This window comes from Salinisphaera aquimarina (assembly GCF_042643355.1).
In the GTDB taxonomy this organism is placed as follows: Bacteria; Pseudomonadota; Gammaproteobacteria; order Nevskiales; family Salinisphaeraceae; genus Salinisphaera; species Salinisphaera aquimarina.
Genome location: NZ_JBHRSS010000001.1, coordinates 444510 through 469516 on the forward strand (window position 1 = coordinate 444510; position 25007 = coordinate 469516).

22 protein-coding genes are annotated in these 25007 nt (G+C 65.3%); 9 read left to right on the forward strand and 13 right to left on the reverse strand.

Annotated features, from left to right (window positions below; all coding sequences use genetic code 11):
• Positions 1–14 precede the first annotated feature (14 nt).
• Together ACFOSU_RS02085 and ACFOSU_RS02090 are read left to right on the forward strand one after the other, a co-directional pair.
• Entirely contained in the window at positions 15–1766 is a 1752-nt protein-coding gene (locus ACFOSU_RS02085) for an NADPH-dependent assimilatory sulfite reductase hemoprotein subunit (RefSeq protein WP_380685965.1), read from the forward strand.
• Positions 1735–2289 carry a DUF2059 domain-containing protein gene (locus tag ACFOSU_RS02090; RefSeq protein ID WP_380685967.1) on the forward strand — a complete coding sequence of 185 codons (555 nt, stop codon included), beginning with the start codon at positions 1735–1737 and terminating at the stop codon, positions 2287–2289. The genes ACFOSU_RS02085 and ACFOSU_RS02090 overlap by 32 nt, the downstream gene beginning before the upstream one ends.
• 21 nt (positions 2290–2310) lie before the next feature.
• Here ACFOSU_RS02090 and ACFOSU_RS02095 read toward each other — a convergent pair whose 3' ends face one another.
• On the reverse strand, positions 2311–2970 hold the full coding sequence (locus ACFOSU_RS02095) for a TetR family transcriptional regulator (protein ID WP_380685969.1): 660 nt from the start codon (positions 2968–2970) through the stop codon (positions 2311–2313).
• 199 nt (positions 2971–3169) lie between these two features.
• On the opposite strand from ACFOSU_RS02095, the gene ACFOSU_RS02100 reads away from it, so the two are divergent.
• The 4 genes from ACFOSU_RS02100 (at position 3170) to ACFOSU_RS02115 (ending at position 9248) form a co-directional block, all read left to right on the forward strand.
• A complete protein-coding gene (locus ACFOSU_RS02100) occupies positions 3170–4231 on the forward strand; it encodes a ferredoxin reductase (RefSeq protein WP_380685971.1) in 1062 nt (353 codons plus the stop codon).
• A gap of 63 nt (positions 4232–4294) precedes the next feature.
• Complete coding sequence (locus ACFOSU_RS02105) at positions 4295–5413, forward strand: fatty acid desaturase family protein (protein ID WP_380685973.1); 1119 nt, start codon at positions 4295–4297, stop codon at positions 5411–5413.
• Positions 5397–5708 (forward strand): hypothetical protein, encoded by a 312-nt coding sequence (locus ACFOSU_RS02110; protein ID WP_380685975.1) that lies wholly within the window; start codon positions 5397–5399, stop codon positions 5706–5708. Before ACFOSU_RS02105 ends, ACFOSU_RS02110 begins: the two co-directional genes overlap by 17 nt.
• Before the next feature lie 72 nt (positions 5709–5780).
• Positions 5781–9248: a mechanosensitive ion channel domain-containing protein gene (locus ACFOSU_RS02115; RefSeq protein WP_380685977.1), complete on the forward strand. Its 3468-nt coding sequence runs from the start codon at positions 5781–5783 to the stop codon at positions 9246–9248.
• Between the two features lie 34 nt (positions 9249–9282).
• Here ACFOSU_RS02115 and ACFOSU_RS02120 read toward each other — a convergent pair whose 3' ends face one another.
• The 10 genes from ACFOSU_RS02120 to ACFOSU_RS02165 form a co-directional block, all read right to left on the reverse strand.
• Positions 9283–10866 carry a glucan biosynthesis protein gene (locus tag ACFOSU_RS02120; RefSeq protein WP_380685979.1) on the reverse strand — a complete coding sequence of 528 codons (1584 nt, stop codon included), beginning with the start codon at positions 10864–10866 and terminating at the stop codon, positions 9283–9285.
• A gap of 64 nt (positions 10867–10930) precedes the next feature.
• Positions 10931–11806: an RNA polymerase sigma factor RpoH gene (rpoH, locus tag ACFOSU_RS02125; RefSeq protein WP_380685981.1), complete on the reverse strand. Its 876-nt coding sequence runs from the start codon at positions 11804–11806 to the stop codon at positions 10931–10933.
• A 168-nt stretch (positions 11807–11974) separates the two neighbouring features.
• A complete protein-coding gene (gene ftsX / locus ACFOSU_RS02130; protein ID WP_380685983.1) occupies positions 11975–12994 on the reverse strand; it encodes a permease-like cell division protein FtsX in 1020 nt (339 codons plus the stop codon).
• Entirely contained in the window at positions 12994–13665 is a 672-nt protein-coding gene (gene ftsE, locus ACFOSU_RS02135) for a cell division ATP-binding protein FtsE (RefSeq protein ID WP_380685985.1), read from the reverse strand. The genes ftsX and ftsE overlap by 1 nt, the downstream gene beginning before the upstream one ends.
• Positions 13666–13675: 10 nt before the next feature.
• The gene (ftsY, locus tag ACFOSU_RS02140; protein WP_380685987.1) at positions 13676–14653 is read right to left on the reverse strand and encodes a signal recognition particle-docking protein FtsY; all 978 of its coding nucleotides are present in this window, start codon (positions 14651–14653) and stop codon (positions 13676–13678) included.
• An 87-nt stretch (positions 14654–14740) separates the two neighbouring features.
• Entirely contained in the window at positions 14741–16780 is a 2040-nt protein-coding gene (locus tag ACFOSU_RS02145; RefSeq protein WP_380685990.1) for a VTT domain-containing protein, read from the reverse strand.
• A gap of 6 nt (positions 16781–16786) precedes the next feature.
• A complete protein-coding gene (gene hemL, locus ACFOSU_RS02150; protein WP_380685992.1) occupies positions 16787–18112 on the reverse strand; it encodes a glutamate-1-semialdehyde 2,1-aminomutase in 1326 nt (441 codons plus the stop codon).
• Between the two features lie 54 nt (positions 18113–18166).
• Positions 18167–18802: a thiamine phosphate synthase gene (gene thiE, locus ACFOSU_RS02155; RefSeq protein ID WP_380685994.1), complete on the reverse strand. Its 636-nt coding sequence runs from the start codon at positions 18800–18802 to the stop codon at positions 18167–18169.
• Positions 18799–19587: a bifunctional hydroxymethylpyrimidine kinase/phosphomethylpyrimidine kinase gene (gene thiD, locus ACFOSU_RS02160; protein ID WP_380685996.1), complete on the reverse strand. Its 789-nt coding sequence runs from the start codon at positions 19585–19587 to the stop codon at positions 18799–18801. Before thiD ends, thiE begins: the two co-directional genes overlap by 4 nt.
• 507 nt (positions 19588–20094) lie before the next feature.
• Positions 20095–20853, reverse strand: a complete 759-nt coding sequence (locus tag ACFOSU_RS02165; protein ID WP_380685998.1) for a metallophosphoesterase — start codon at positions 20851–20853, stop codon at positions 20095–20097.
• A gap of 86 nt (positions 20854–20939) precedes the next feature.
• Between ACFOSU_RS02165 and ACFOSU_RS02170 the strand changes: the two genes are divergently transcribed.
• Both ACFOSU_RS02170 and ACFOSU_RS02175 read left to right on the forward strand, forming a co-directional pair.
• A complete protein-coding gene (locus ACFOSU_RS02170; RefSeq protein WP_380686000.1) occupies positions 20940–21584 on the forward strand; it encodes an O-methyltransferase in 645 nt (214 codons plus the stop codon).
• Positions 21581–22180 carry a DUF938 domain-containing protein gene (locus ACFOSU_RS02175; protein ID WP_380686002.1) on the forward strand — a complete coding sequence of 200 codons (600 nt, stop codon included), beginning with the start codon at positions 21581–21583 and terminating at the stop codon, positions 22178–22180. Before ACFOSU_RS02170 ends, ACFOSU_RS02175 begins: the two co-directional genes overlap by 4 nt.
• Positions 22181–22378: 198 nt before the next feature.
• Here ACFOSU_RS02175 and ACFOSU_RS02180 read toward each other — a convergent pair whose 3' ends face one another.
• Positions 22379–23332: an NAD(P)-dependent oxidoreductase gene (locus ACFOSU_RS02180; RefSeq protein ID WP_380686004.1), complete on the reverse strand. Its 954-nt coding sequence runs from the start codon at positions 23330–23332 to the stop codon at positions 22379–22381.
• 217 nt (positions 23333–23549) lie between these two features.
• On the opposite strand from ACFOSU_RS02180, the gene ACFOSU_RS02185 reads away from it, so the two are divergent.
• Positions 23550–24038 carry a MarR family winged helix-turn-helix transcriptional regulator gene (locus tag ACFOSU_RS02185; RefSeq protein ID WP_380686006.1) on the forward strand — a complete coding sequence of 163 codons (489 nt, stop codon included), beginning with the start codon at positions 23550–23552 and terminating at the stop codon, positions 24036–24038.
• A gap of 69 nt (positions 24039–24107) precedes the next feature.
• Here ACFOSU_RS02185 and metF read toward each other — a convergent pair whose 3' ends face one another.
• Positions 24108–24983: a methylenetetrahydrofolate reductase [NAD(P)H] gene (gene metF / locus ACFOSU_RS02190; RefSeq protein WP_380686008.1), complete on the reverse strand. Its 876-nt coding sequence runs from the start codon at positions 24981–24983 to the stop codon at positions 24108–24110.
• Between the last annotated feature and the right edge of the window lie 24 nt (positions 24984–25007).

Here is a 25007-nt window from a genome sequence, read left to right on the forward strand (position 1 = left end):
TTCGAGCCAGAGCCATGAGTGACGACAAAGAACTTTCCCCGGTCGAACACATCAAGATCGCCAGTAACTATCTGCGCGGCACCATCGCCGACGGGCTGGCCGACGAACTCACCGGTTCGATCGCCGAAGACGATACCCAGCTGACCAAGTTCTACGGCTTCTATCAGCAGGATAATCGCGACCTGCGCACCGAGCGCAAGCATTCCAAGCTGGAGCCGCACTACCAGTTCATGCTGCGCCTGCGCCTGCCCGCGGGCGTGGTTACCGGCGAGCAGTATCTGGCCATCGACGATCTGGCCCACAAGTACGCCAACGGCACGCTGCGCCTGACCACGCGCCAGACGTTCCAGTACCACGGGGTGCTCAAGAAACATCTGCGTCCGCTGCTGCAGGATGCCTACAAGGTGGCCGTCGATGCACGCGGGGCCTGTGGCGACGTCAACCGCAACGTCATGGCCACGGCCAATCCGCATCTGTCGGCCCTGCACACTGAAGTGCACGACTGGTCGGTGAAGATTTCCGAGCATCTGGCCTGGAAATCGCGCGCCTACGAGGAAATCTTTCTCGAGCAGCCGCCCCGGGGCGAGGATCACGAGCCGATTTACGGCAAGACCTATCTGCCGCGCAAGTTCAAGATCGCGATCGCGATTCCGCCGGAGAACGATGTCGATCTGTTCGCCAACGACATCGGCCTGATCGCCATCGTCGAGGACGGTCAGCTCGCGGGGTTCAATATCGCCATCGGCGGCGGCATGGGTACCACCCACGGCGACGAGGCGACCTACCCGCGTCTGGGCTCGGTCATCGGTTTTGCCACACCCGAGCAGACGCTGGAAGCGGTCGAGACGCTCGTCAAGATCCAGCGCGACCACGGCGACCGCAGTGATCGCAAGCACGCGCGCTTCAAGTACACCATCGACGATCACGGTATCGACTGGATCCACGCGCAGCTCGCCGAGCGCATGGGCTGGTCGTTGGCCGAGGCGCGCGACTACAAATTCGAGCGTAACGGCGACCCACTGGGCTGGGCGCGGGACGACAGCGGCAGCTGGCACCTGAGCCTGTTCATCGAGAATGGCCGGATCGCCGATTTCGATGCCAAAGGCACCGCGTTCCACGGTCAGTATCTGGGCCGATCCGGCTACAAGCTGATGACCGGCCTGCGCGAGCTGGCCAAGATCCACAAGGGCACCATCCGCCTGACCGGCAATCAGAACCTGATCATTGCCAACGTCGCTCCGGAAGACAAGGCGGCGATCGAGGAGCTGGTGGCCCATTACGAACTCGACGACGGCAGCCGCAATTCGACGCTGCGCTACTCGGCCATGGCCTGCGTGGCGTTTCCGACCTGCGGGCTGGCGATGGCCGAGTCCGAGCGTTATCTGCCGGAGCTGGTCGGCAAGCTGGAAGCCGTGGTCGACGACGCCGGGCTGTCCGATCAGCCGATCGTCATCCGCATGACCGGCTGCCCCAACGGCTGTGCGCGCCCGTTCCTGGGCGAGATCGGCTTCGTCGGCAAGGCGCCGGGCAAGTACAACCTCTATCTGGGCGCCGGCTTCGACGGCGCGCGCCTGAACAAGCTCTATCGTGAGAATATCGGCGAGGAGGAAATCCTGTCCGAGCTGACGCCCATGATCCAGCGCTATGCGGCCGAGCGGGAAGAAGGCGAGCCGTTCGGCGATTTCGTCATTCGTGCGGGTATCATTGCTGAAACCATTGAAGGGCGTGACTTCCATGAAAACGTCGGTTCTCCCCAGGCGGCCTAATCGCACCGCGTCCATCGGCGCGGGTCTCGCGCTACTGCTGTCGCTGGCCTGTGGTCACGGCGCGATCGCGCAGACCACGGCCACCGGTCAGGCGTCAGCGCCGAATGCGTCCAAGGACGATCTGATTCGCGAACTGGTGGGGCTCACCGATGCCGCGCAGCTCGAGGCGGTGTTCTCGCGTCAGTTCATCGACCGGGTGGCCAACGCAGTGGCGTTCCTGCAGCCGACGATGGATCCCGCCACGATGACGGTCATCCGCCAGGAAGCCACGGACGTCATCCACGAGCGTATCGAGTCCGGCGATGCGCTGTACTCGGTGCTCTACCCCGTGTACGAAAAACACTTCAATATCTTCGAGTTGAACGAGCTGGTGACGTTCTACGAATCGCCGCTGGGGCAGAAGCTGGTCCGGGTCTCGCCGCAGTTGCTCACCGAGTCGCTGTCGCTGGGCCGCGAATGGGGGCTGTCGCTGGTACCCGAGATCATCGACCGCGTGCAGACGCGGCTGGCGAACCAGAACTAAGGCTGCAGGCCAACTGCCTGGCTAGCGCGCGGCGCGTACCGGCTGGCTCTCCCAGCGCCCGACGCCCATGAAGATCAGGCGCAGCTGTTTTTCGGCGCGCAGCATCAGCGCGTCGTCCTCGGCGTTGTCCGGGGCCACCTCGAGGATGCGCTCGGACAGCGAGATCACGGTATTCACGACCAGGTCCGCCATCATGCGCAGATCGATCTCGGCGATATGCGAGAACTCGTCGAAGCGACCGAAGTCGTAGGCCAGGGCATTGGTGAGCAGCTTGATCTCGTCGTGGATGGCGGCGCGCATGGCCACCGTGCCGGAAAAGCGCTCCTTGACCACGAACTGGAACAGCAGACTGTTGTCGCGCACATGATGGGCAAACAGTTCCACCGAGTACCGCACCAGCCCCTTGAGCGGCAGCGACGACAACTGTGCGCGTTGCAGGATCTCGCGCAGCGCGCGGAATGTCTCCTCGACCAGGGCCAGGCCCAGGGCATCCATGTCCGCGAAGTGGCGATAGAAGGCGGTCGGCACGACCCCGGCCTGACGCGCGATCCGGCGTAGCGATATCGCCGAGAAGTTGGCCTCGCTGGCGACCAGTTCGAGCGCGGCCTGCATCAGCGCTTCGCGCGCCTCGCCGCGACGCGGCGCCTTGCGCGGTCTGGGCTGGAGAGGGGGCTGTGCCATTCGGGTCATGGGCGATAACGTCGCTGTCATGTTGTTGTGATGCGGCTGCGCGGTGACGCTGGCGACTCCGCTACCGGAGTGGAACCGCCGCCGCCACAACGTTTACAGCGACGGCTGATATTTATTTGTGAACAAGTGTTGACTTAGTGCTGCGTCGCACCTAAAGTGTACACGTGTTCACATTCACTAGGAAGCGGAAATGAGGCCAGTCGTCAAAAAAGTGTTGAGCAGTTCGCTGGTCGGCGCATTGGCGAGCCCGCTGTCGGTCGACGACTATCTGTCGCTGATCGACCGGCGCCTGTCGATCAAGGAGCCGCGCGGCCGGGTGACCAGTGTCGCCCGCCAGACCGACGACAGCGTCACCTTGACGATCGACCCCAACGACAACTGGCAGGGCCATCATGCCGGCCAGCACGTCTTGCTTGGTGTCGATCTCGACGGCGTACGCCACAGCCGCTGTTTTTCCCTCGTGAGCGCGCCGAGCGACCCGTTGATCGAGATCACGGTCAAGCGCAACGGCGACGGCCGGGTGAGCAATTTCCTGGTCGATCACGCCGCCCGCGGGCAGTTGGTTCATCTGAGCCCCGCCGAAGGGGATTTCTGCCCGCAGCGTATCGCGCCGCCGAAAGCGCTGCTGATCAGCGCCGGCAGCGGCATCACGCCGGTGATGGGCGTGCTGCGCGACTGGATTGCGCGCGGTCAGCTCAACGATGTGGTCTTCATACACTATGCGCGCTCGCAGGCCGACATGATCTATGCGGCCGAGGTCGATGCGCTGGCGGCCCGGCACGACGGGCTGCGTGTGGCCACGGTGTTCACCGCCGAGGGCGCCGGACGTATCGACGACGCGGCCATCGATGCCCAGGTGGCGGATCTGGCCGAGCGCGAGACGTGGCTGTGCGGCCCGTCCGGCTTCATGGACGCCGCCGAAGCACTGATCGTCGCGCGCTCGAACAAGCCGCTGCACCGCGAGCAGTTCGCCGCCACCCGCCGCGAAGCCGCACATGGCGAGGGCGCCGTGCGTTTTCTCAAGAGCGACAGGGCCGCCTCCGGCGAGACCGGCTCGCTGCTCGAGATTGCCGAGGGCGCGGGCCTCAAGCCCGCCTACGGCTGTCGCATGGGCATCTGCCACGCCTGCAAGTGCCGGGTGAGCGAGGGCAGCGTGCGCGATCTGCGCACCAATCGGGTCCGCGAAGTGCGCGATACCGATATTCAGCTTTGTATCCACGCCGCCGCCGGCGACGTGGCGGTCGAACTCTAGCGTTCGTCCCTCGATTTTCAGGATTTCACGACAGGGCGCCTTTCGCGCCTCGGAGCACAAGACATGGGCAAGCCCACACATCTGACCGACGCCGACGTCGCCGAATTCGGCCGCGAACTCGACGCCATCCGCGACGAGGTCATGAACGATCTCGGCGAGCGCGATGCGCGCTATATCCGCAAGGTGCTCAAAACCCAGCGCTACAGCGAAGTCGCTGGCCGTGCGCTGCTCATGGCCGGCTTTCTGCCGCCGGCCTGGCTGGCCGGCACCGGCCTGCTGTCGCTGTCCAAAGTCCTCGAGAACATGGAGATCGGGCACAACGTGATGCATGGCCAATGGGACTGGATGAACGATCCGGCGCTGGATTCGGCCACCTACGAATGGGACAACACCTGTCCGTCGAACCAGTGGAAGCATTCGCACAACTACATGCACCACACTTTCACCAACATCATCGATCTGGATCGCGATGTGGGCTACGGCATCCTGCGCATGAGCGAGGACCAGGACTGGCGTCCGCAGCACCTGGCGCAGCCGCTCACGGCGGCCACGCTTGCCGCGTTCTTCCAGTGGGGCGTGGCCCTGCACGACCTGGAAGTCGAGCGTCTGGGCAAGGACAAGACCTTCAAGGAAGCCGCTGTCCAGGCGAAGGCGATCTGGGGCAAGGCGCGCAAGCAGGTGCTCAAGGATTACCTGCTGTTTCCGGCCCTGGCCGGCCCCATGTTCGTGCCTGTGCTGACCGGCAATTTCGCGGCCAACCTGAACCGCAACCTGTGGACGTTCCTGATCATCTTCTGCGGGCATTTCACCGACGAGGTGGAAATGTTCGACGAGGCCGAGGCGACCGACGAAACCCGCGGCCAATGGTATCTGCGCCAGCTGCTGGGCTCCTCCAACCTGACGGGCAGCGTGCCGTTTCATATCCTGAGCGGCCATCTGAGTTATCAGATCGAGCATCATCTGTTCCCGGACATGCCCTCGCACCGCTATCGCGAGATCGCCCCGCGCGTGCAGGCGATCTGCGAACGTTACGGCATCAACTACAACACCGGGCCGCTGACCAAGCAGTTCGGTGGCGTGGTCAAGCGTATCCTGCGCATGTCGTTGCCGCATCGTCGCAAACGCAATACGCTGACCGAACAGTCCACCGTGCATGCGCCTGTCTATGCTGAAGCTGCTTGAAACACTCAAGGATTCGGCCGAGTCGACCTTCGACTCGGCCGCCTCGCGTGTCGAGAACGTGCATCGGCTGATCGGTGGTTATGTCGGCGATCAGGCCCGCCGGGTGCGCGGGCGCGGTAAACCCGCCCCTGAGCGGGATGCCGACGAGAACCGAGCGAATATCTACGACGTCATTCGCGGTGTGAACCGCGAGATCGGCGAATTCGGGACCGACCTGTTCGAGATCATCGACGATGCCCGCGCGCGCCGTCACGCTGAAAAGCGCGCGGATTCCGACGAGGGTGACGGCCGGTAGGTTCGCTTTCGGCCCCCGCTCCGGTTTAGAATCGCGGCGCCTGTTGCCACATTGTCCAGGGAGCGATTGCCGGTGTACCGCGTCCAGCATCATCGAACCCTGTCGTGGCCAATTCGCGCTCTGCTCGTCCTGTTCCTGCTGGCGATAGCCCTGTCGACGCCAGGGGCGGTGCTGGCGCAGACATCGGCGCAGGTGACGGACGGCGATCTCGGCGAGCAGATCGGCCAACTCCAGGACCGTGTCACCGCGCTGCAATCGCGCGACGACGTTGAATCCGCGGTTCGCGATCGCGCGGCGCAAACCTACCAGCAGGCCATTTCGGCGCTCGAATCGGCGCGCAGCGATCGCCGCAAGACAACGGATCTGCGTGCCAACGCACGCGAAGCGCCGAGCGAGATCCAGACGCTGAAAAGCCAGCTCCAGCAACTCGGTTCGGTGCCGTCGATGGCTGATCTGGATGACGTATCGTCGGCGTCATTGTCCGCGCGCGCCGACGAGATCGGGTCGCGGCTGGCCGATATCCAGGCGACGCTTGCTGATCTGCGCGACCAACTCACCCGGGTCGCCCAGCGTCCGGAAGCCGCGCGCCAGCAACTGATCGATGCGCGCAACGCCCTGCAATCGCTCGATAGCAGCGTGTCCGCGGGCAGCGATCAGCCCAGCGTGGTCACCGAGGCCGAGAGTGCATTGCTGTCGGCCCGTCGCGAATCCCTCACGTCCGAAATCGAGCGGCTGCAGCAGGAGCTCAGTGGTCTCGACAGTCGCGAGCGTACGCTGGAGGCGCGCAGGGCGCTCGCCGAAGGCAAGCTGGCACACGACAACGAGATTCTGGCCGTGGTGCAGCGTGCGCTGAGCACACGCCAGAACGAATCCGCCCAGGCGCTCGGCCGGCAAAGCGAAGAGAAACTCAGCGAACTGCGTACCGCCGTGGCCCCGATCGCCGACGCGGCCCAGCGCAATGTGGAACTGACCAATCAACTCGAGCAGCTGACCGACCGTAGCGAAACGCTGGCCCGGCGCCAGGTCGGTGAACGCAATCGCGTCGAGGACATACAGCGCCGGCTGAATCTGATCCAGCGCCAGCTGGAGATCGGTGGCGGTTCGGTGGCGCTGGGCGACGTGTTGCGATCGCAGCGTCGAGATCTGGCCAAACCGTCGCTGGTGTCGGGGTTGGCCAGCACCGGCAAGGATCCGGAGATCGCGGCCGCCGAACTGCAGCGCTTCCAGTTGCAGCAGTCGCGGGTGGAACTGGACGACCCGCGCCAGATGGCGCGCCAGATGCTGACCAATGCAAAGCTCGACGTGAGCGATGGGCAATTGAGCTCGTTGACCGCGTTGATCGAGCAGCGTCGGAAGATCGTCGATCTGCTGATCGACTCACAGGGCCGCTACGTCGATATCGGCCGCGATCTGCGGGCCCTGTCGCAGCAGTACAACGACACGCTCGCGTCGTTCAATCGCCTGCTCGACGAACGCCTGTTCTGGTTGCCGTCGTTCGCGCCGGTCAAGATCGACTGGCCCGCGCGTGTCGCGGCGGATCTGCCCTGGGCGCTCAATCCCAAGTCGTGGAAACAGACGCTCGCGGGGCTGGTGGCGGGCGCAGGCCAGCGGCCGTTCATCACCGGTATTGCACTCGCGCTGCTCGCGGCGCTCGTGGGCATGCGCCGGCCGCTGCGCGAACGCCTGCGGCATCTGGCCGAGCCGGTGGGCAATGTCCGTCGCGACACCTTCTGGCTCACCCTGCGCGCGCTGGTGATCACGGTGCTGCTGTCGACGCCCATTGTGGCTGTGTTGTTGCTGGCCTCCTATCTCGCGAGTCAGTCCAGCAGCGACAATGTCTTCACGCAGGCCGTCGCGGCCGTGTTCATGCAACTGGCAATACTGACGCTGTTCATCGAACCGTTCGTGCATGTCTGCCGCAAATTCGGGCTCGCTGAGAGTCATTTTCAGTGGACTCACGATGCCCGCCGCGGCCTGCATCGCATGCTGCGATGGCTGCTGGGCATGCTGATTCTGCCGACCCTGTTCGTGACCTTCACCGAAGCCTTCGACGACGATGCCAAGCGTGAAACCATCGGTCGGGCGGCGTTCATGCTCGGGTCGCTGATCATTGCCGGCTTCTCCTGGGGACTGCTGCATCCGGTGCGCGGCGTGTTGTCCAACGTGCTCGGCGGCGAGGACGACAAGGCGCACTGGCGGCTGGGCTATCTGTGGCTGCCATTGGCCGCCGGCGTGCCGGTGCTGCTGTGCGGTCTGGCCGCCATGGGCTACTACTACACCGCCTTGCAGCTTCAGAGCCGGTTTTTCTACTCGGCCGCACTGCTCGGCGGCTGCATGATTCTGTACAGCCTGATCGTGCGCTGGCTGACCGTGGCCGAGCGCCGCCTGGCGCTTACGCGGGCCCTGCGCAAGCGCGAGGAAGCACGCGAGGCGCGCGCCAGCCGTGAGGCCGCCGCGGCGGCGGGCGAGGGCGCGCCGGATAACCTGGATACGCTGGAAATCGATCTGGTCCAGATCAGCGAGCAGACGCGTGGTCTGATCAAGGTGATCATCGCACTGCTGATCGGAGCCGGCCTGTGGCTGGTGTGGTCGGATACGCTGCCGGCGCTGCAGCTGCTCGACAATGTCACCCTCTGGCAGCACAGCGCCCAGGTCGACGGCAAGACCCAGTTGACCAGTGTCACCCTGGGCGCACTACTGCTGGCGCTGGCGGTGAGCGTGGTCACCGCGCTCGCGGGTCGTAACCTGCCGGGCTTTCTGGAAATCACGGTGTTGCGGCGTTTTTCGCTGAATTCGGGCAGCCGCTATGCCATGGCGACCCTGTTTCAGTATGCGATCGTGATCATCGGCATGCTGGTGGCGGTCAATCTGATCGGCCTGCGCTGGTCCTCGATCCAGTGGCTGGTGGCCGCGCTGGGCGTCGGTCTGGGCTTCGGCCTGCAGGAGATCTTCGCCAATTTCGTGTCCGGCATCGTGATCCTGTTCGAGCGCCCGGTCCGGGTCGGCGACACCGTCACCGTGGGTACGCTCACCGGTACGGTGTCGCGTATTCGTATCCGCGCGACCACGGTCACCGACTGGGACAACAAGGAGGTGGTGATCCCGAACAAGACCTTCATCACCGAAACCGTGATCAACTGGACGCTCACCGACGACATCACGCGCTTGATCGTGAAGGTCGGTCTGGCCCTGGAGACCGACACCGATCTGGCCGAGAGCCTGATCATGGACGCGATCGAGGCCGAGCCGGTGGCGCTCGACACGCCGGCCCCCTCGGTATTCTTCGTGGGCTACGATGATGGCGCGATGCAGTACGAAGCGCGCGTGTTCTATCACGATCTCTACAATCTGCTACCGCTGCAGCATGCCCTCTACAAGCGTATCCACGCCGCGTTCGCCGCGCACGATGTGGTGGTGACGTTCCCGCAGCGCAATCTGCATCTGCGCTCGATGGACGAGTCGTTCACCCGTTTCGCTAGCGAGCGGCCGGGCAAGCCGGCCGACAAGGAGCCCGACGACGGCGCGCCGCAGACGAGCTGAGTCGTCCAGGTATGCGGATGCGTTCCCGGGTTGGTCAGGCGTTGCTGTCGTCTTCGCTCGACAGGCGCCGGGGCAGCGCCTGCGGGAAATAGCTGAACGCCCAGGTTTCGGTCAGGGTCTCGTCGCCGCGCACCATGGCACAGCGTAGTCCCACGGGCTCGTCGGCCGGCGGCAGTTCGCCGCTCCAGTCGAAGAACGCACGCCAGCGTGCGGTGTCTTTGATCTTTACCGTATACGGATTGACGATCTCGCCGTGGCTGGCGTCGATACGCAGTTCCAGCTTGCTGTCGTCGTCGAGTCCGCGCAACGGGCCGCCCTCGAAATCGATCACGAACTTGCGGGCGAGCACCGATTGCTTGTCATAGTTGCCGGGCGCGCCCGCGCGGCCGGTGCGCGTGGCCACGACCCGCGCGAGTTGCGGCGGATGCGGCTCCTCGGCGCACCAGGACAGGCGATAGTCGAAGCGCCAGCTGCGATCGGGCGCGTCGCTGGCATCAGGGACCCAGAACGCATTGATGTTGTCGTAGATCTCTTCGTCGGTAGGCAGCTCGAGCAGACCTACATGACCTCGACCCCAGTCACCGCGCGGCTCCACCCACAGGCTCGGGCGGCGTTCGAAGCCGACATCGGCGTCCTGATAATGATCGAAGTCACGGTCGCGCTGAAGCAGGCCGAAACCACGCGGGTTTTCGTCCATGAACGCGCTGTACTGCGTGCGCGGCGGGTTGTCGAGCGCGCGCCATATCCGCTCGCCGCGGCCGTTGGCGATCGCCAGACCGTCGCTGTCGTGGATTTCGGGGCGCCAGTCGATACCGCGCCGTGCATTGGTTTCGGAAAACCAGAACATGCTGGTCAGCGGCGCGATACCCAGCCGGCGGACCGCGGTACGCTGAAACAGATGGGATTCGATATCCATGATCACGTCGCCGGGCCGCCGGCAACGCATGCGATAGGCGCCGGTGATGTCCTTGCCTTCCAGCAGGGCGCAAATCGTGATCGAGTCGTCGTTCGTCTGAGGCTGAATCAGCCAGTAGGCCGAGAAGCGTGGAAACTGCTCGTCTTCGCCATAACCGGTATCGACCGCAATGCCGCGCGCCGACAGCCCGTACTGATCGAGACCGCCCGGGCTGCGAAAATAGCTCGCGCCCTTGAACGCCAGCCACTCCATGCCGTCGCCGCGCTGGTCGACCAGTCGAAAGCCGGCGAAACCCAGATCGTCAGGCAGTTTCCTGGCTACGTCGGGGTCGTCGTAGCGAAACAACTCGGGATCGTAGGCAAAAGGGCGGGCCTGGCCATTTTCGACCACATGGATGGCGACGGGCTGACGGGCGTTCTGATCGAGATGGAAGAACTCGACCGCAAACGGCTGATCGCTGCCAGCCCACAGCGCCTTCTTCTTGCGGGTATGTATACCCATGAAGGCGTCGTAGCCGAGATCGTTGAGCAGTTTCTCGTGGCGGACCGCGGGCTTCTGGTAGGGCTGGCCGGCGAGTTGCCTGGCGTGCGCGATCAGGCCGTCGAAGCTGAAGGGCCGGTTATCGCCGGCGTCGTCCGCGCCGTGCCCCAGCAACGGCCACGCGCCCAATGCGGAGACGCCTGCAAGTGCCGTTGTCGACACAAGCAGGCGTCGCCTGCCGTGATTGATCGTCACGCTGTTACGTGCTGCCGAACGCCGGTGGCCGCTAGGCAGGGACCATCGCGCCACGCAGTTTCTTGATCGCCGCCACTTCGAGCTGGCGGATACGCTCCGCGGACACGCTGTACTTGTCGCCCAGTTCCTGCAGGCCGATCTTGCCGTCCTCGCGCAACCAGCGGCTCTCGAGAATATCGCGGCTGCGATCGTCGAGGCTGGTCATCGCACGGGACAGATTGGCGTGCTGATAGGTCTGCCAGTCGCCCGATTCGGCGTCGCTGGCCGGATCATAGCCATCACCCGCGGACAGATAGTCTTCCGGCGCGTAGTTGTCGTCGTCGCCGGAGGCGCCGAGCGCGTTGTACGACGTATCGCCACCGGACAGACGGCGTTCCATCTGCAGCACGGTTTCGGGCTTGACGCCCAGATCGCTGGCGACGGTCTCGACTTCCTTGTTGTTCATCCAGCCCAGGCGTTTCTTGGAACTGCGCAGGTTGAAGAACAGCTTGCGCTGGGCCTTGGTCGTGGCGACCTTGACGATGCGCCAGTTACGCAGGATGAACTCGTGAATCTCGGCGCGAATCCAGTGCACCGCGAACGAGATGAGGCGTACGCCGACGTCGGGGTCGAAGCGCTTGACCGCTTTCATCAGCCCGATGTTGCCTTCCTGGACCAGATCGGCGAGCGGCAGGCCGTAGCCCGAATAGCCGCGCGCGACGTGCACCACGAAGCGCAGGTTCGACAGAATCAGTTTCTGGGCCGCCTGGATGTCTTCTTCGTCCCGCAGCTTGCGTGCGAGTATCTGCTCGGCGTCCACATCCAGCACCGGAATGCTGGAGACCGCCTGCAGATACGACTCGATGCTGCCCGACGCGAGATTGGGCAGATTCATTTTCGCCGGTGAAAGAGAAATATCGTTAGCCATGTTGCAAAGCCTCCTTGGGACTTTTGCCTGATGCCCCCATTCTAACAAAGAACGGAAGGTCAAGCGGCCGTCCAATAGCGATAACCCTAAGACCCGGCCGTGAACGCCAAGTTCCGCCTATCGTTGCGGCATGTTGTTAAATTTAAGCATGAGTCCGTTAGGCGCTGACTATTTCGGCTCGATCGCCGCCAGACGGCGGTTTACGGTGAGCACGCAGCCGGCCCATCCCAGGCCGATACCGACGCCCAGCACCGTGAATACGCCGCCGATGCCCAGCCCGTGCACGGCGAGCGCGCCGTCGTAGGAACGCGTGAGCGTGGTCAGCGGATCGGCCAGCGCCACAAAACAGACGGCCAGCAGCAGCAGCCCCAGCACCGCGCCGATCAAGCCGTACCAGAAACCGCTGTAGAGAAACGGCCGGCGGATGAAGGCATCGCTGGCGCCGAGCAGCTTCATGACCTCGATCTCCTCGCGCCGATTCTCGATATCCAGCCGAATGGTGTTGCCGACGATGAACAGCACCGCCGCCGCCAGCAGCAGGCCGATGACCCAGGCCGCACGTTCGATCAGCGACAGAATCGCATACAGCCGCGATAGCCAGGCCTGATCGAGTTCGGCGCGCGCCACGCCGGGCTGTTGCCGCAGGGTGTCGAGCAGCTGACCGACGGCGGCGCTCGGCAATCCCGGTCGCGGGGTGACCACGACCACCGCCGGCAGCGGATTGTCGGCCAGCGCGTCGAGCGCGGAGCCGAAGCCCGAGGCCTTGCGGAATTCGGCGAGCCCCGCGTCGGCGGACACGAAGTGCGCGCCGTCGACGTCATCGCGTGCGGCGATCCGCCGGGCCAGGGATTCACCGTCATTGCTGTTGAAGTCGTCGTCGAGATACAGCGACGCCTGTACCGCGCGCTGCCAGCTCTGTGACAACGTATCCAGATTGTTGACCAGCACATAGAGCCCGGTCGGCAGGGCCAGGGAAATGCCGATCACCAGGGCCGTCAACAGGCTGGCCAGCCAGCGTCGATGCAGGCGGCCCAGGCTCTCGATCAGGCAACGCGCATGCGAGCCCAGCCAGCCCTGAGTGGGTGACGCGAGCGTCTTCTGTACCGCGCGCGGCGTCGTGGTGCCGGCGGCGGCGCGATCCACGCGCGCCGGCCGTGACAGGCTGTTGTTGTTTTTCTCGCGTGCCACTAGCGCAACTGCCCGTGGTCGAGCGCGATCCGCCGGTGGCCCATGCGTTCGACCAGATCGATGGCGTGGGTCGAGATCATGATGCTCGTGCCGGCCTCGTTGAGGCGCGTGAACAGCCGCATGATATCTGCCGACAGGGCCGGATCGAGGTTGCCGGTGGGCTCATCCGCGAGGATCAGATACGGGCGATCGACCACCGCGCGGGCAATGCCCACGCGCTGCTGCTCGCCGCCGGACAGGGTGATCGGGAACTTGCGCTCGTGCGACAGCAGGCCGACCGTGTCCAGCGCCGCGCGCACACGCCGGGCGATATCCGCATGGCCGACGCCGCGTATCACCAGTGGCAGGGCGACGTTGTCGAATACCGTGCGATCGAACAGCAGGTTGTAGTTCTGGAAGATCAGCCCCAGGCGTTGACGATAGCGCGGAATCTGGCGGCGTTTGACCGACGCCAGATTGGTGCCGTTGATCACGACCTGGCCGCGGGTGGGGCGCTCGATCAGGCCGATCAGCTTCATCAGCGTGGATTTGCCGGCGCCGGAGTGGCCGGTCAGGAAGGCCATCTCGCCGCGGCCCAGGCGCAGGGACACGTTCTCCAGCGCCATCTTGCCGCCCGGATAGCGCTTGACCACATCCTTGAAGGCCACGATATCGGTCGTCGGCTGAGTCATGCGGGTCGGCTCAGCGGCGCGAGAACAGCGCGTCCATGAAGTTCTCGGACTCGAACACGCCCAGATCCTCGACCGCTTCGCCGACGCCGATGAAGCGCAGCGGCAGGCCCAGTTTCTTGGCGATGGCGAATACGATGCCGCCGGCCGCGGTACCGTCGAGCTTGGTCACGGTAATGCCGGTCAGCCCGACCGCCTCGTTGAAGGCGACGGCCTGCTGCAGGGCGTTGCCGCCGGTGGTGGCGTCCACCACCAGCATGATCTCGTGCGGGGCGTTCTCGTCCTGCTTGCCGAGGACGCGTTTGATCTTCTTGAGTTCATCCATGAGATGACCCTGGGTATGCAGGCGCCCGGCGGTATCGGCGATCAGCACATCGATGCCGCGCGCCTTGGCGCGTGCGAGCGCGTCGAACACCACCGACGCCGAGTCGGCACCACTGCCTTGGGAAACCACCGGCACGTTGTTGCGCTCGCCCCAGCCCTGCAGCTGTTCGACCGCCGCGGCGCGGAAGGTATCGCCGGCCGCCAGCATCACCGAGTGACCGGCGTCCTGGAACTTCTTCGCCAGCTTGCCGATGGTCGTGGTCTTGCCCACGCCGTTGACGCCGACCATGAGAATGACGAACGGTGTGTCCTGCTCGGGAATCTCGAGCGGCCGTTCGCAGGGCGCAAGGATGTCGCCCAGATGCGCGCGCAGGGCACTGCCCAGATCCTTGCCGGTACGCAGCCGGCCGCCGTCGAACATGGTCTGCAGACGGTTCATGACCTGGCTGGTGGCATCCACCCCGACATCGGCCAGCAGCAGCTGGGTTTCGAGTTCGTCGAGCGCGTCCTGATCGACGGTTTCGCCGGGCAGCAGCTTGCGCAGGTCGTAGGTCAGCCAGGAGTCGCCCTTGTTCAGGCTCGCCCGCATGCGGGTGAAAAAGCCCGGTTGCTTGAACTTGGACTTCTTGCCCGGCGTGGGGCGCGAATCGGAATCGACGTTGGCCATTGCGATAGAGTGCTGCGGTCAGGAAACGAACACGGGGCGGCGCCCGGCGATGCCGGCCCGCGCCGGAAACAGGCGCGGGGACGCCGCTCAGTCGGGCGCTACTTTAGCATCGACACCGGGCTGTGGGGGCCAGAACAGAAGGCGTGCCGTGCCCGCGCGGCCGACGATGCGATAGCGGGCGCCGGCGGCATCGAGCGTGGTTCTGAGCCGCTCGACCCCGGCGCCGTAATCACGCACGTCGGCGGCGGTGGCCAGCAGGTGAAAGCGCCGGTTGATGGTCTGGCCGTCGACCATGCCCACCCATAGCGGCAGGCTGCGCCGGGCGGTCACGGTATCGGTCGGCCACAGCCGCAGCACCCAGCGCATGTCGGCGTCCGCCGTGCCGTGAATCATGGTGATCACCGGCCGGTGGCCGTCGTGTATGCGCGGGAGCACCGCCAGCGCTCGGATGCTGGTATCGGGCACCATCCACCGCAGCGGCTGGCCGGCGGTCAGCGGCGGCGGCGGTTGCCAGCCGGCGTTGCGCAGCAGCTGTTGCAGCGCCACGGCGCTACCGGCGGCCTGCAGGTTCAGCGGCGCGCTCTCGCGGCCGGCGATATCCTTGATCCGCGCGTCCAGCATTTCATAGCCAACCCGCGTCCAGCCCTGCACCCGTTGTGTGGACGTGCTGTGGCGCGCCTGTGGTACCCGCTGTGCTGCGTTTTCCGGCAACACCGCCATCAGCAGCGCGATCATCATGCAGCCGGCGAGTACCCCCAGTACCGGTTTGCCCTTAACTGGCCGCGGATGCTGACGGTTGTAGCAGAGCACCAGCATGTTGAGCCAGACGAAGGCACTGGTCAGGCCGATCAGCACATCGCTGGCCCAGTCCAGCCCGAGATACAGCCGCGCGAGGGCGATGAGCATGACCCCGGCCACCGTCACCGAATAATAATAGGGCCGGATCGATGCCGGCCGCCGCGACGCGAGGATCACCCCGGCCAGGCCGTAGACGGTGGCGCACAGGATCAGGTCGCGGCCGCCGCCGGCGAGGAACAGCGGGTCCATGTCGGCGTGATAGAAGAACGCCACCGGCGCGGGAATGGCCAGCCACGCGCGCAGAATCAGCGTCGCCAGCGCAGAGAAACCCAGCGCCGCTACCCAGTGGCCGGCGGCACGGCGGTTGCCCATCAACCCGAGCAGGCCGGCGATCACGCCGGCGAACGGCAGATAGATCAGCGGCGAGCCGATCTCGGCGATGACCCGCGCCACCGCGTCCGAAATCGGCGTGTGCAGGCTCTGGACGAGATAGAAGGTCAGCGCATCGAAGCGCATCGGAAACACCGGCCGCTGCCAGCCCCAGACGGTGAGATAGAGCACGCCGGTGACCAGCAGCAGCAGGGCTGCCGATACCGCGAGCGCGGGGATTTCCGGCTGGCGGGGATCGGCCAGCGCCGGGCCGAGCAGGCCCAGGCGGCGATGGCGCCGGCTCCAGGCCATCAGCTGCTCGGCGTAGCGGCGCGCGGCGACCCGGCCGGCGGCGAGCACGAAGCGCGCGGCGACGGTGGTCACCCAGACGATGACCACCACCGCCAGCAGCAGGATGGCCAGGCGCGTGGCGACCTGAGCGGCCAGATCCAGCGATGCACCGAACACGACGCCCGGCAGGATATAGCAGGGCGCCCACACCGCAGTGGCGATGAGGTCCATGATCACGAATCGCTGCGGCGGCAAGCCGGCGGCGCCGGCCACGGTCGGCACGATCGGGCGCAGGGCGCCGATCAGGCGTCCGAGCACGATCGCCTTGCCGCCGTGGCGGGCCAGAAAAGTTTCGCCGCGGGCCACCAGCAGCGGCGCGCGCGAGAAGCCGGGTAGTGCCTGCAGGCGCCCCCGATAGCGCCGGCCCAGCAGATAGCTGGCGGAGTCGCCGATCAGCGTGCCGATGATGGCGGCGACGAAGGTCGGCAGCAGGGGCAGGGCGTTGGCGCCGATGAGGGCGCCGAAGGCGAACATGAACAAGGCGCCCGGTACGAGCAGCCCGAATATGAACAGCGATTCGCCCACCGCGACCGCGAAAACGAGCGCGAGCGCGGCCAGCGGATGGGCACTCACCCAGGCCAGCAGGGCCTCGAGCAGGCTATGCCCCATCGGAGTCTATGGGTGCGCCAGTGTTGCGAAGGCGATATCGGCTGCATCCAGCGTGCGCTCTATCGCGGTGTCGTCGTGTGCGTGCGATATGAAGGCCGCCTCGAAGGCCGAAGGTGCCAGGTATACACCGTTGTCCAGCATCGTGTGGAAGAAACGCCCGAATGCTTCGGTATCACAGGCCGCGACGTCGTCGAAGCGGCTCACCTGTTCGGCGTCGGTGAAGAACATGCCGAACATCGCGCCCACGCGCTGGGTAAGAAAGCCGATGCCGTGTTTCTGCGCGCGTTCGTTGAGACCCGCGAGCAGCTTGTCGAGCTGCGGCGCGATCGCCTTGTGCACCGAACCGTCGCGCAGCTGGCTCAGCGTGGCGATGCCGGCCGCCATGCCCAGCGGGTGGCCCGAGAGCGTGCCGGCCTGATAGACCGGCCCGGTCGGCGCCAGTGTCTCCATGACGTCCCTGGGCCCGCCGACGGCGCCGACCGGCATGCCGCCACCCACGATCTTGCCCAAGGCGGTGACGTCGGGCCGGACCCCGAAATGCGCCTGGGCACAGCCCGGATGCACGCGAAAACCGGTCATCACCTCGTCGAACACCAGCAGCGCGCCGTACTGGTCGCACAGATCGCGCAGGCCTTCGAGAAAACCCGGAACCGGTGGCACACAGTTCATGTTGCCGGCGACCGGCTCCACCATGATGCAGGCGATGTCGTCGCCGTGGGCCTTGAACGCCTCAGCCACCGAGTCGAGATCGTTGTAGGTCGCGACCAGGGTGTCGGCGACCACCGCTTCGGGCACGCCGGGCGAGCCGGGAATACCGAGCGTGAGCGCACCCGAGCCGGCGTTCACCAGCAGGGCGTCGACGTGACCGTGGTAGTTGCCGGCGAACTTGATCACCTTGTTGCGGCCGGTATGCCCACGCGCCAGGCGCAGGGCGGTCATCGCCGCCTCGGTGCCGGAATTGACCATGCGCACCGACTCGATCGAGTCGACCATCGAGCACACCAGCTCGGCGAGTTCCGTCTCCAGGCCGGTGGGCGCACCGAACGACAGCCCCTTGGCGGCCTGTTTCTGGACTGCCTCGACCACCGCCGGGTCGGCGTGGCCCAGAATCATCGGCCCGAAGGAACCGACATAGTCGACGTATTCGTTGCCGTCGACGTCATATATATAGGCGCCCCGGGCGTGGTCGATGAACGCCGGCGTGCCGCCCACGCCGTTGAAGGCGCGCACCGGCGAGTTGACGCCGCCTGGGATGGTCTTCGCGGCGCGCGCGAACCATTCGGCAGAGCGCGGTCCGGGGCGTCGATGGGAAGGCTGTGCGGGCTCACTCATGGGATGCTCCAGCAAATCGTGGCGAATAGTTGAATCAAATCTCGACAACCGATGTCAGCGCGCGGCGAGCGCTATCTGCGCCAGCGTGCGTGCCGCCGCGCCGCTGTCGGCGGCGTGAAACAGGCCGCCCGCGATCGCGATCAGGTCGGCGCCAGCGGCGCAGACCCGCGCCGCATTATGAGTATCGATGCCGCCGATAGCCACGATGGGCGCGCCGAGCGCGCGCGCTTCGCCGAGCACGGTCAACGGCGCCGCCGGTGCGTCCGGCTTGGTGCGCGAATCGAAAAAACGGCCGAAGCTGATATAGCTGGCGCCTTCATTCAGTCCGCGCCGGGCGCGCGCCAGATCGCTGCCGCAGCTGACTCCGATCAGCGCCTCTGCGCCGAGCGCGGCGCGCGCGTCGGCGACGCTGCCGTCGCTGGCGCCCAGGTGAACGCCATCGGCCTCGATGTCGGCGGCCAGGCGCCAGTCGTCGTTGATGATCAGGCGTGCGCCGTGGCTGCGACAGCGCGTCTGCAATGCCTCGACCAGGGCCCGATCCGGCGCGCTGGCGCGCTTGTCGCGATACTGCAGCCAGCAGGCGCCGGCGGCGAGCACGGCATCCACGCGTGCCAGTTCATCGCCGGCCAGGGTGGTGCGGTCGTAGATCGCGTAGAGGCCGCGTGGATGGGCAAACGACGCCTCGGTCACGGCTCGATCCGCGCGGGCAATGGCAGGCGCAATGGGATCTTCTGGCCGCCGCCGGCAGCAAAGGCGGCGTCAAGGGTCTGCCATGTATAGGCCTGTGCGGCCTGCAGCGCATTCTCTAGCGATTGCCCGTTCGCCAGCTGGGCCGCGATGGCGCTGGCCAGCGTACAGCCCGAGCCGTGAAACACGCCGGGCAGGCGCGGCCAGCGGGCGCTGTGCACGCATTCGCCGTTCATATAAAGCCGGTTGAGCACATCGCCTTCGCCTTCGTCGCCGCCGGTGATCAGGGCAGCCCGGGCGCGTCTCGACAATTGTGCCCCGCAGGCATCGATATCGGTTTCGCCGTTGCACAGCAGGCGCGCTTCGGCCGCGTTCGGTGTGATCACCGCGGCGTGCTCGAACAATTGCGCGCTGAGCGCCAGGCCAACGCTGTCATCGGCCAGTTGGCCGCCGCCTGCGGCGCGCAGCACCGGGTCCAGCACCAGCGGCACGTCGGGCATGGACGCGGCCAGTTCGGCAATGAGCGAGACCTGGGCCGGGCTGCCCACCACGCCGATCTTGATTGCGGCAAAAGACATGTCGGCGCAGACCGTGTTCAGGCAACGGCGAAAGAAATCCTGATCGACGGCCTGCGCGGCGTGCACGTTTATCGTGTCCTGACAGGTCAGCAGGGTCACCAGTGTTGCCGCATGGGCGCCGTTCGCGGCGGCCGATTCTATATCGGCCTGAATGCCCGCGCCGCCGCTCGGATCGTGGCCGGCGATTACCAGAATATTGGGTCGGATCATGCGCGCGAGTCTATCACCGGAGGCAACAGGTGCGATGCCTTATGCACAATATAAACAGCAAGTCGCGAACACCCTGCAAAAAATTTTCGACCCCGGTGGATGGATTCGTGGTGAGCGCTGCAAGCTATTGAATTTAAAAGTGTGTGTCGGGATGGTTACAAAATAGCCGGTTTGGCTAAACGACTGAGAATACGTCTGGTCGAGCGTTTCATCCGAAGACTTTCCACACACTTATCCACAGCTTTTGTGAGTTCTCTCGCTTTCGCTTTCCCACTCAAACGTTTAGGTCGCTTTTCTAATCGATTTCCTGCTGCGCCGATCGGGTTATGCACAGTGTCAACCCGCTTGTGGATTGGCAACGATTTTGTTATGACGCTTTGCGTCACCTCTGGCTGCAGCACAACGCATTGAAATAAAATAATAAAACAGAAAACATCGGACGACGGGTCGGGAAAAGCGCTATCGGCGCGACATTTGCCGTATTGCGTCACGCTTTTGTCCCCAATCTTATCCACAGGCCCGGCGTGCCGCGTCTACGCGGTGGATACGGCTGGTGAAAACGCCGTCGTCGCTCAGTTCGATCAGGCGATAGCCGGGAGCGCGGTCTCGATCCTCTGCGAACGCCGCCGAATGCGGCAGAAACTGGCGCATCGTTGCAGGGGTGACCCAGCAGTCGATAGTGCCGATGGAACGCCGCGCGGCCTGATGAGCATGCCCGCAAACCACGGCGCGTACGCGGGGGTAACCGGCCAGCAGCGTGCCCAGCTCGGCGCCATCGCGCAGGCCGATGGCATCGATCCAGGCGCTGTCCATCGGGCAGGGCGGATGATGTACAAACACGACGGCCGGGGCAGCGCCGGCCCGCAGGCGCCGGTCGAGCCGTTCCAGCTGTGCCGGACCCAGGCGGCCGGCGTCGTCGCCAGGGATATGGCTGTCGAGGGCGTGGAGATCCCAGCCACCCAGCGCCAGTTCGTCGTGGACCCGTGCATGGGTCAGCAGCCGCGCCATCAGCGCCGGGTCGTCGTGGTTGCCCGCCATGGCGAGCACCGGCCGGCCGAGTTGCGCCAGCCGACGGTTGAGCCGGTCGTAGCCGGCGCTGGATTCGTCGTCGACCAGATCGCCGCCGAGTACCAGTGCGTCGTAATCGGGATAGCGCGTGATGGCGTGGGTCAGCACCTGCTCGAACGCCTGTTCGACGTGCCAGCCGTGGAGTCGCGCCTCGGGATCGGCGCGCAGATGCGGATCGGTAATATGCAGGAGTCGCACAGGATTGGAACAGCCGGCTTTGGCCGCTATGCTGCCACGATCGCGATTGTCCGACAGCCCGTCTACGGAGGGAACCGATCCAGCCCATGATAGACGCCGAGCTTTTGGCCTACCTGCGCGACGTGAGCCTGCGTGAAACGGCGGTGATGGTCGCCAACCGGCGGGCGACCGCGCGCGGCGACAACGCGCATCTGCAGATCGATCCGGAGCAGGGTCAACTCATGGCGTTGCTGTTGCGCGCGATCGGGGCGCGCCGGGGTATCGAGATCGGCGTGTTTGCCGGCTATTCGGCGCTCTGGCTGGCCCATGCACTGCCGACCGACGGGCATCTGCTGGCGCTGGATATCGATGCGGAGATCACCCGGCGCGCGCAGGCCGACTGGGAGCAAGCAGGGCTCGCGCAGCGCGTGACGCTGAAGATCGGGCCCGCGCTCGCCAGCCTGGACACGGAAATCGCCGAGGGCCGCGCGGGGGCCGACGACTTCGTGTTCATCGATGCCGACAAGGCCGGCTATCTCGACTACTACGAGCGCGCGCTGGTGCTGGTGCGCGCAGGCGGGCTGATCATGGCCGACAACACGCTCTGGCACGGCCGCGTCACCGACCCGGACGACGACAGTACCGATACCCGCGCGATCCGGGCATTCAACAATCATCTATATGAGGACACCCGCGTGGATATCAGCCTGATACCGATCGGCGACGGCCTGACCGTCGCGCGCAAGCGATGAGCGGTGCCCGCATCGGCGACGAGAGCGCGGCCGAGCGCAACAAGAAGCCGATCTTCGACGCGCTGGCGCCTTGGCTGCGGCAGGCCAAAAGCCTGCTCGAGGTCGGCGCCGGTGACGCCACGCACGCGCTCTATGCGGGCGAGCGTCTGCCGCAGCTGGCTTGGCAGACCAGCGAAGCACCGGCGCATCATCGGCGTCTGGTGGCGGCGCTGGCCGATCGCCACGAAACCCGGCTTGCGCCGCCGCTGGCACTGGACGTGCGCCATGCCTGGCCGGATGTCACTTACGACGCCGTCTACGGTGCCAACGTGGCCCACATCATGGACTGGGCGGCCGTGGAGGCGCTGTTCGCCGGCGCGGCGTCCCATCTGTCGACTGCGGGCCTGTTATGTCTCTACGGCCCGTTCAAGCGCCCCGGCGAGAACCTGGCGCCCGGCAATCGGGAATTCGACGCCGCGCTGCGGGCCCGCGATCCGGCCATGGGCCTGCGCGCCGTCGATGCGCTGGACGCGCTCGCCACCAGCGGCCACATGCGGCGGGTCGCCGATATCGCGATGCCGAGCAACAACCGGCTGCTGATCTGGCAGCGCGACTGAACCACGGACGACTGGCTCATTCATGCCACTCGGCCTGCTCGACCTGGCAGGTTTGCGTAAGGGCAGACGTCCATCGCATGCCGCACGCAAAGACGCAATAAGAAATAGACCTGTTAGTACAGGCTTGGTCTTGCGATTCTTCGCGTCTTCGCGTGAAACGGTTTTGCCTGGACGAGCGGCCGAATCAAGGCGGCGCTATCAATTGACCCGGTTGGGCGTCTCGCCGTCGATGAAATGGCCGATATTGGCAGCCACACCGTCGAGCATGCGCTGGCGTGCGCCGCGGCTGCCCCAGGCGGTATGCGGGGTAACGATGAGGTTGGGCACGTCGGGCGCCAGCAACGGATGACCGGCCGGCGGCGGTTCTGCATCCAGCACGTCGAGCGCTGCGCCCGCGATCACGCCGCGGCTCAGGGCGTCGATCAGGGCATCGGCATCGACGATGCCGCCGCGCGCCGTATTGATGAGAAACGCGCTGTCCTTCATGCGGGCGAGCGCGTCGGCGTCGATCAGATTCGCAGTTTCTTCGGTCAGCGGGCAGTGCAGGCTGATCATGTCGGCGCGTTCGAACATCTCGTCGATGGCCACGCGGCCCGCACGCACGGTCCTGGCGCCCGGGCGTTCGGCCACCAGCACGGTCATGCCGAAGGCTTCGGCAAGCCGGCCCACGGCCTGGCCGAGTGCTCCGTGGCCCACCAGGCCCAGGGTCTGTCCCGCCAGTTCCTCGATCGGATAGTCCAGCAGACAGAAGAATTCGCCGGCAGCCCAGTCGCCGCGCTTGACCGCGGCGTCATAGCTTGCCCAGCGGGTCGCGTGCGCGAGCATCAGAGCCAGTACGTGCTGGGAGACCGCCGGGGTGGCATAGCCGGTGACGTTGACCACCGGAATACCGCGCCGCGCGGCAGCCTCGCGGTCCACGTTGTTCACGCCGGTGGCGGCAACGCAGATGAGCTTGAGCGCCTCGGCGCCGGCAATGGCGTCGGCATCCAGCACAACCTTGTTGGTCACCGCGATATCGACGCCCGCGAGTCGCTGGGCGACGTTGCTAGCGTCGCTATTGTGGTGCCAGCGCCAATCGTCGAGCGCGTCTTCCAGGGTGCCCCAGTCGAGCGCGTCGCCCATCGATCCGGCGTCGAGAAAACAGCCCCGCATTTTCGCTCCTTGGTTTTCGATACAATGAGTTATGCGTCAGCTTAAACGACGCCGACTGTCATGTGTCTGATACGTGAACCTATCGCGGTTTCGGGCGTCGAACGAAAGAGTTGCGGAAAGAATTTGTTTCACGTTTTAATAGTGTATGCTACAGGTGTTCGCCAAAGGGGGCGGAACCAGTATTCCGGGTCAACAATCAAGGCTTACTGAAAAATCCATGATTCGTAGAAAAGAACAACAGGATCCGTCGCTGGGTAACCATCTCCCACCGACCTGCCCGTCCGTCGAGGCGCTAGAGTTCGAACTCGCGTTTCTCGTGCGCCGATTGGAAGCGGCACGCCGCAAATTCAACTTCGGCCTCGAACGTGCGCACTATCTTCTGCTGCTTCTGCTGGAGCGCAACGACCGTCAGTCGGTAGGCGCACTGGCCGAGCAGGTCAATCTCGATGCCTCGACGGTGACGCGTCAGGTCGCGGCCATGAAACAGGCCGGGCTCGTCGACAAGCTCGACAATCCCGACGACCGGCGGGGTGGTTTCGTGATGATCAGCGAGGCAGGGCGCGAAGCGGCCGCACAGGTGCGTGATCGCCGTCTGGAACGCGTCGAGCGCGCATTCCACGACTGGAGCGAGGAGGATCGTCAGGATTTCGCGCGTTTGACCGCACGCTACAACGACGCCATGCGCGACGCCCTCAACGAAGACTAGGCTGGCCTTACGGGGGCCGTCCATGATCGTTGAATAGCGTTTGCGTCGTCGGCTCGGCGTGCTGCGGGTTCAGGCGCTCGCGGCGTCCTGTGTCTGCGGTGTGGGCAGTCCGAGTTCCTGCCACAGCCAGCACGTCGCGTCGCTCTTGTTGAGACTGTAGAAATGCAGCCCCGGCGCGCCGCCGGCGAGTAGCTGCTCGCACAGTCGCGCCGCCACGTCGCGGCCGAATTCCCGTACCGATGCCTTGTCGTCGCCGAAGCTCTCCATGGGCTTGGCGATCCAGCGCGGAATCTCGGCGCCGCACATGGCCGAGAAACGGGCAATCTGCGGGTAGTCGATGATCGGCATGATGCCGGGCACGATCGGTATCTCCACGCCGCGGGCGCGTACCGCGTCGACGAAACGAAAATAAGCGTCGGCGTTGTAGAAATACTGGGTCATGGCCGAATCCGCGCCGGCGTCGACCTTGCGCACGAAATTGTCCAGATCGACCTCGGTCGAGGGGGCCTGCGGGTGATACTCGGGATAGGCGCCGACCTCGATATGAAAATCGTCGCCGTGGCGTTCCTTGATGAAGGCCACCAGTTCGTTGGCGTAATTGAATACGCCCGGCTTGTGCATGCCGTCGGGCAGATCGCCCCTGAGTGCGACGATGCGTTGCACGCCGGTCTGCTTGTAGGAGTCCAGCAGTTCGCAGATCGACTCGCGGGTGCCTTCGATACAGGACAGATGCGGTGCTGCGGGCACCGACGTGGTATCGAGAATGCGCTCTACGGTTTCCAGCGTGCCCGAACGCGTGGTGCCGCCGGCACCAAAGGTTACCGAGAAGAACGACGGGCCCAGGGCGGCCAGTTCCGTAATGGCCTGGTCCAGGCGCGCGGCACCCTTCGGGCCTTTCGGCGGGAAGAACTCGATGCTGAAAGCGGTCTGCGATACGTGCGTCATGGATCTCGAAGTCTGCGCTGAATA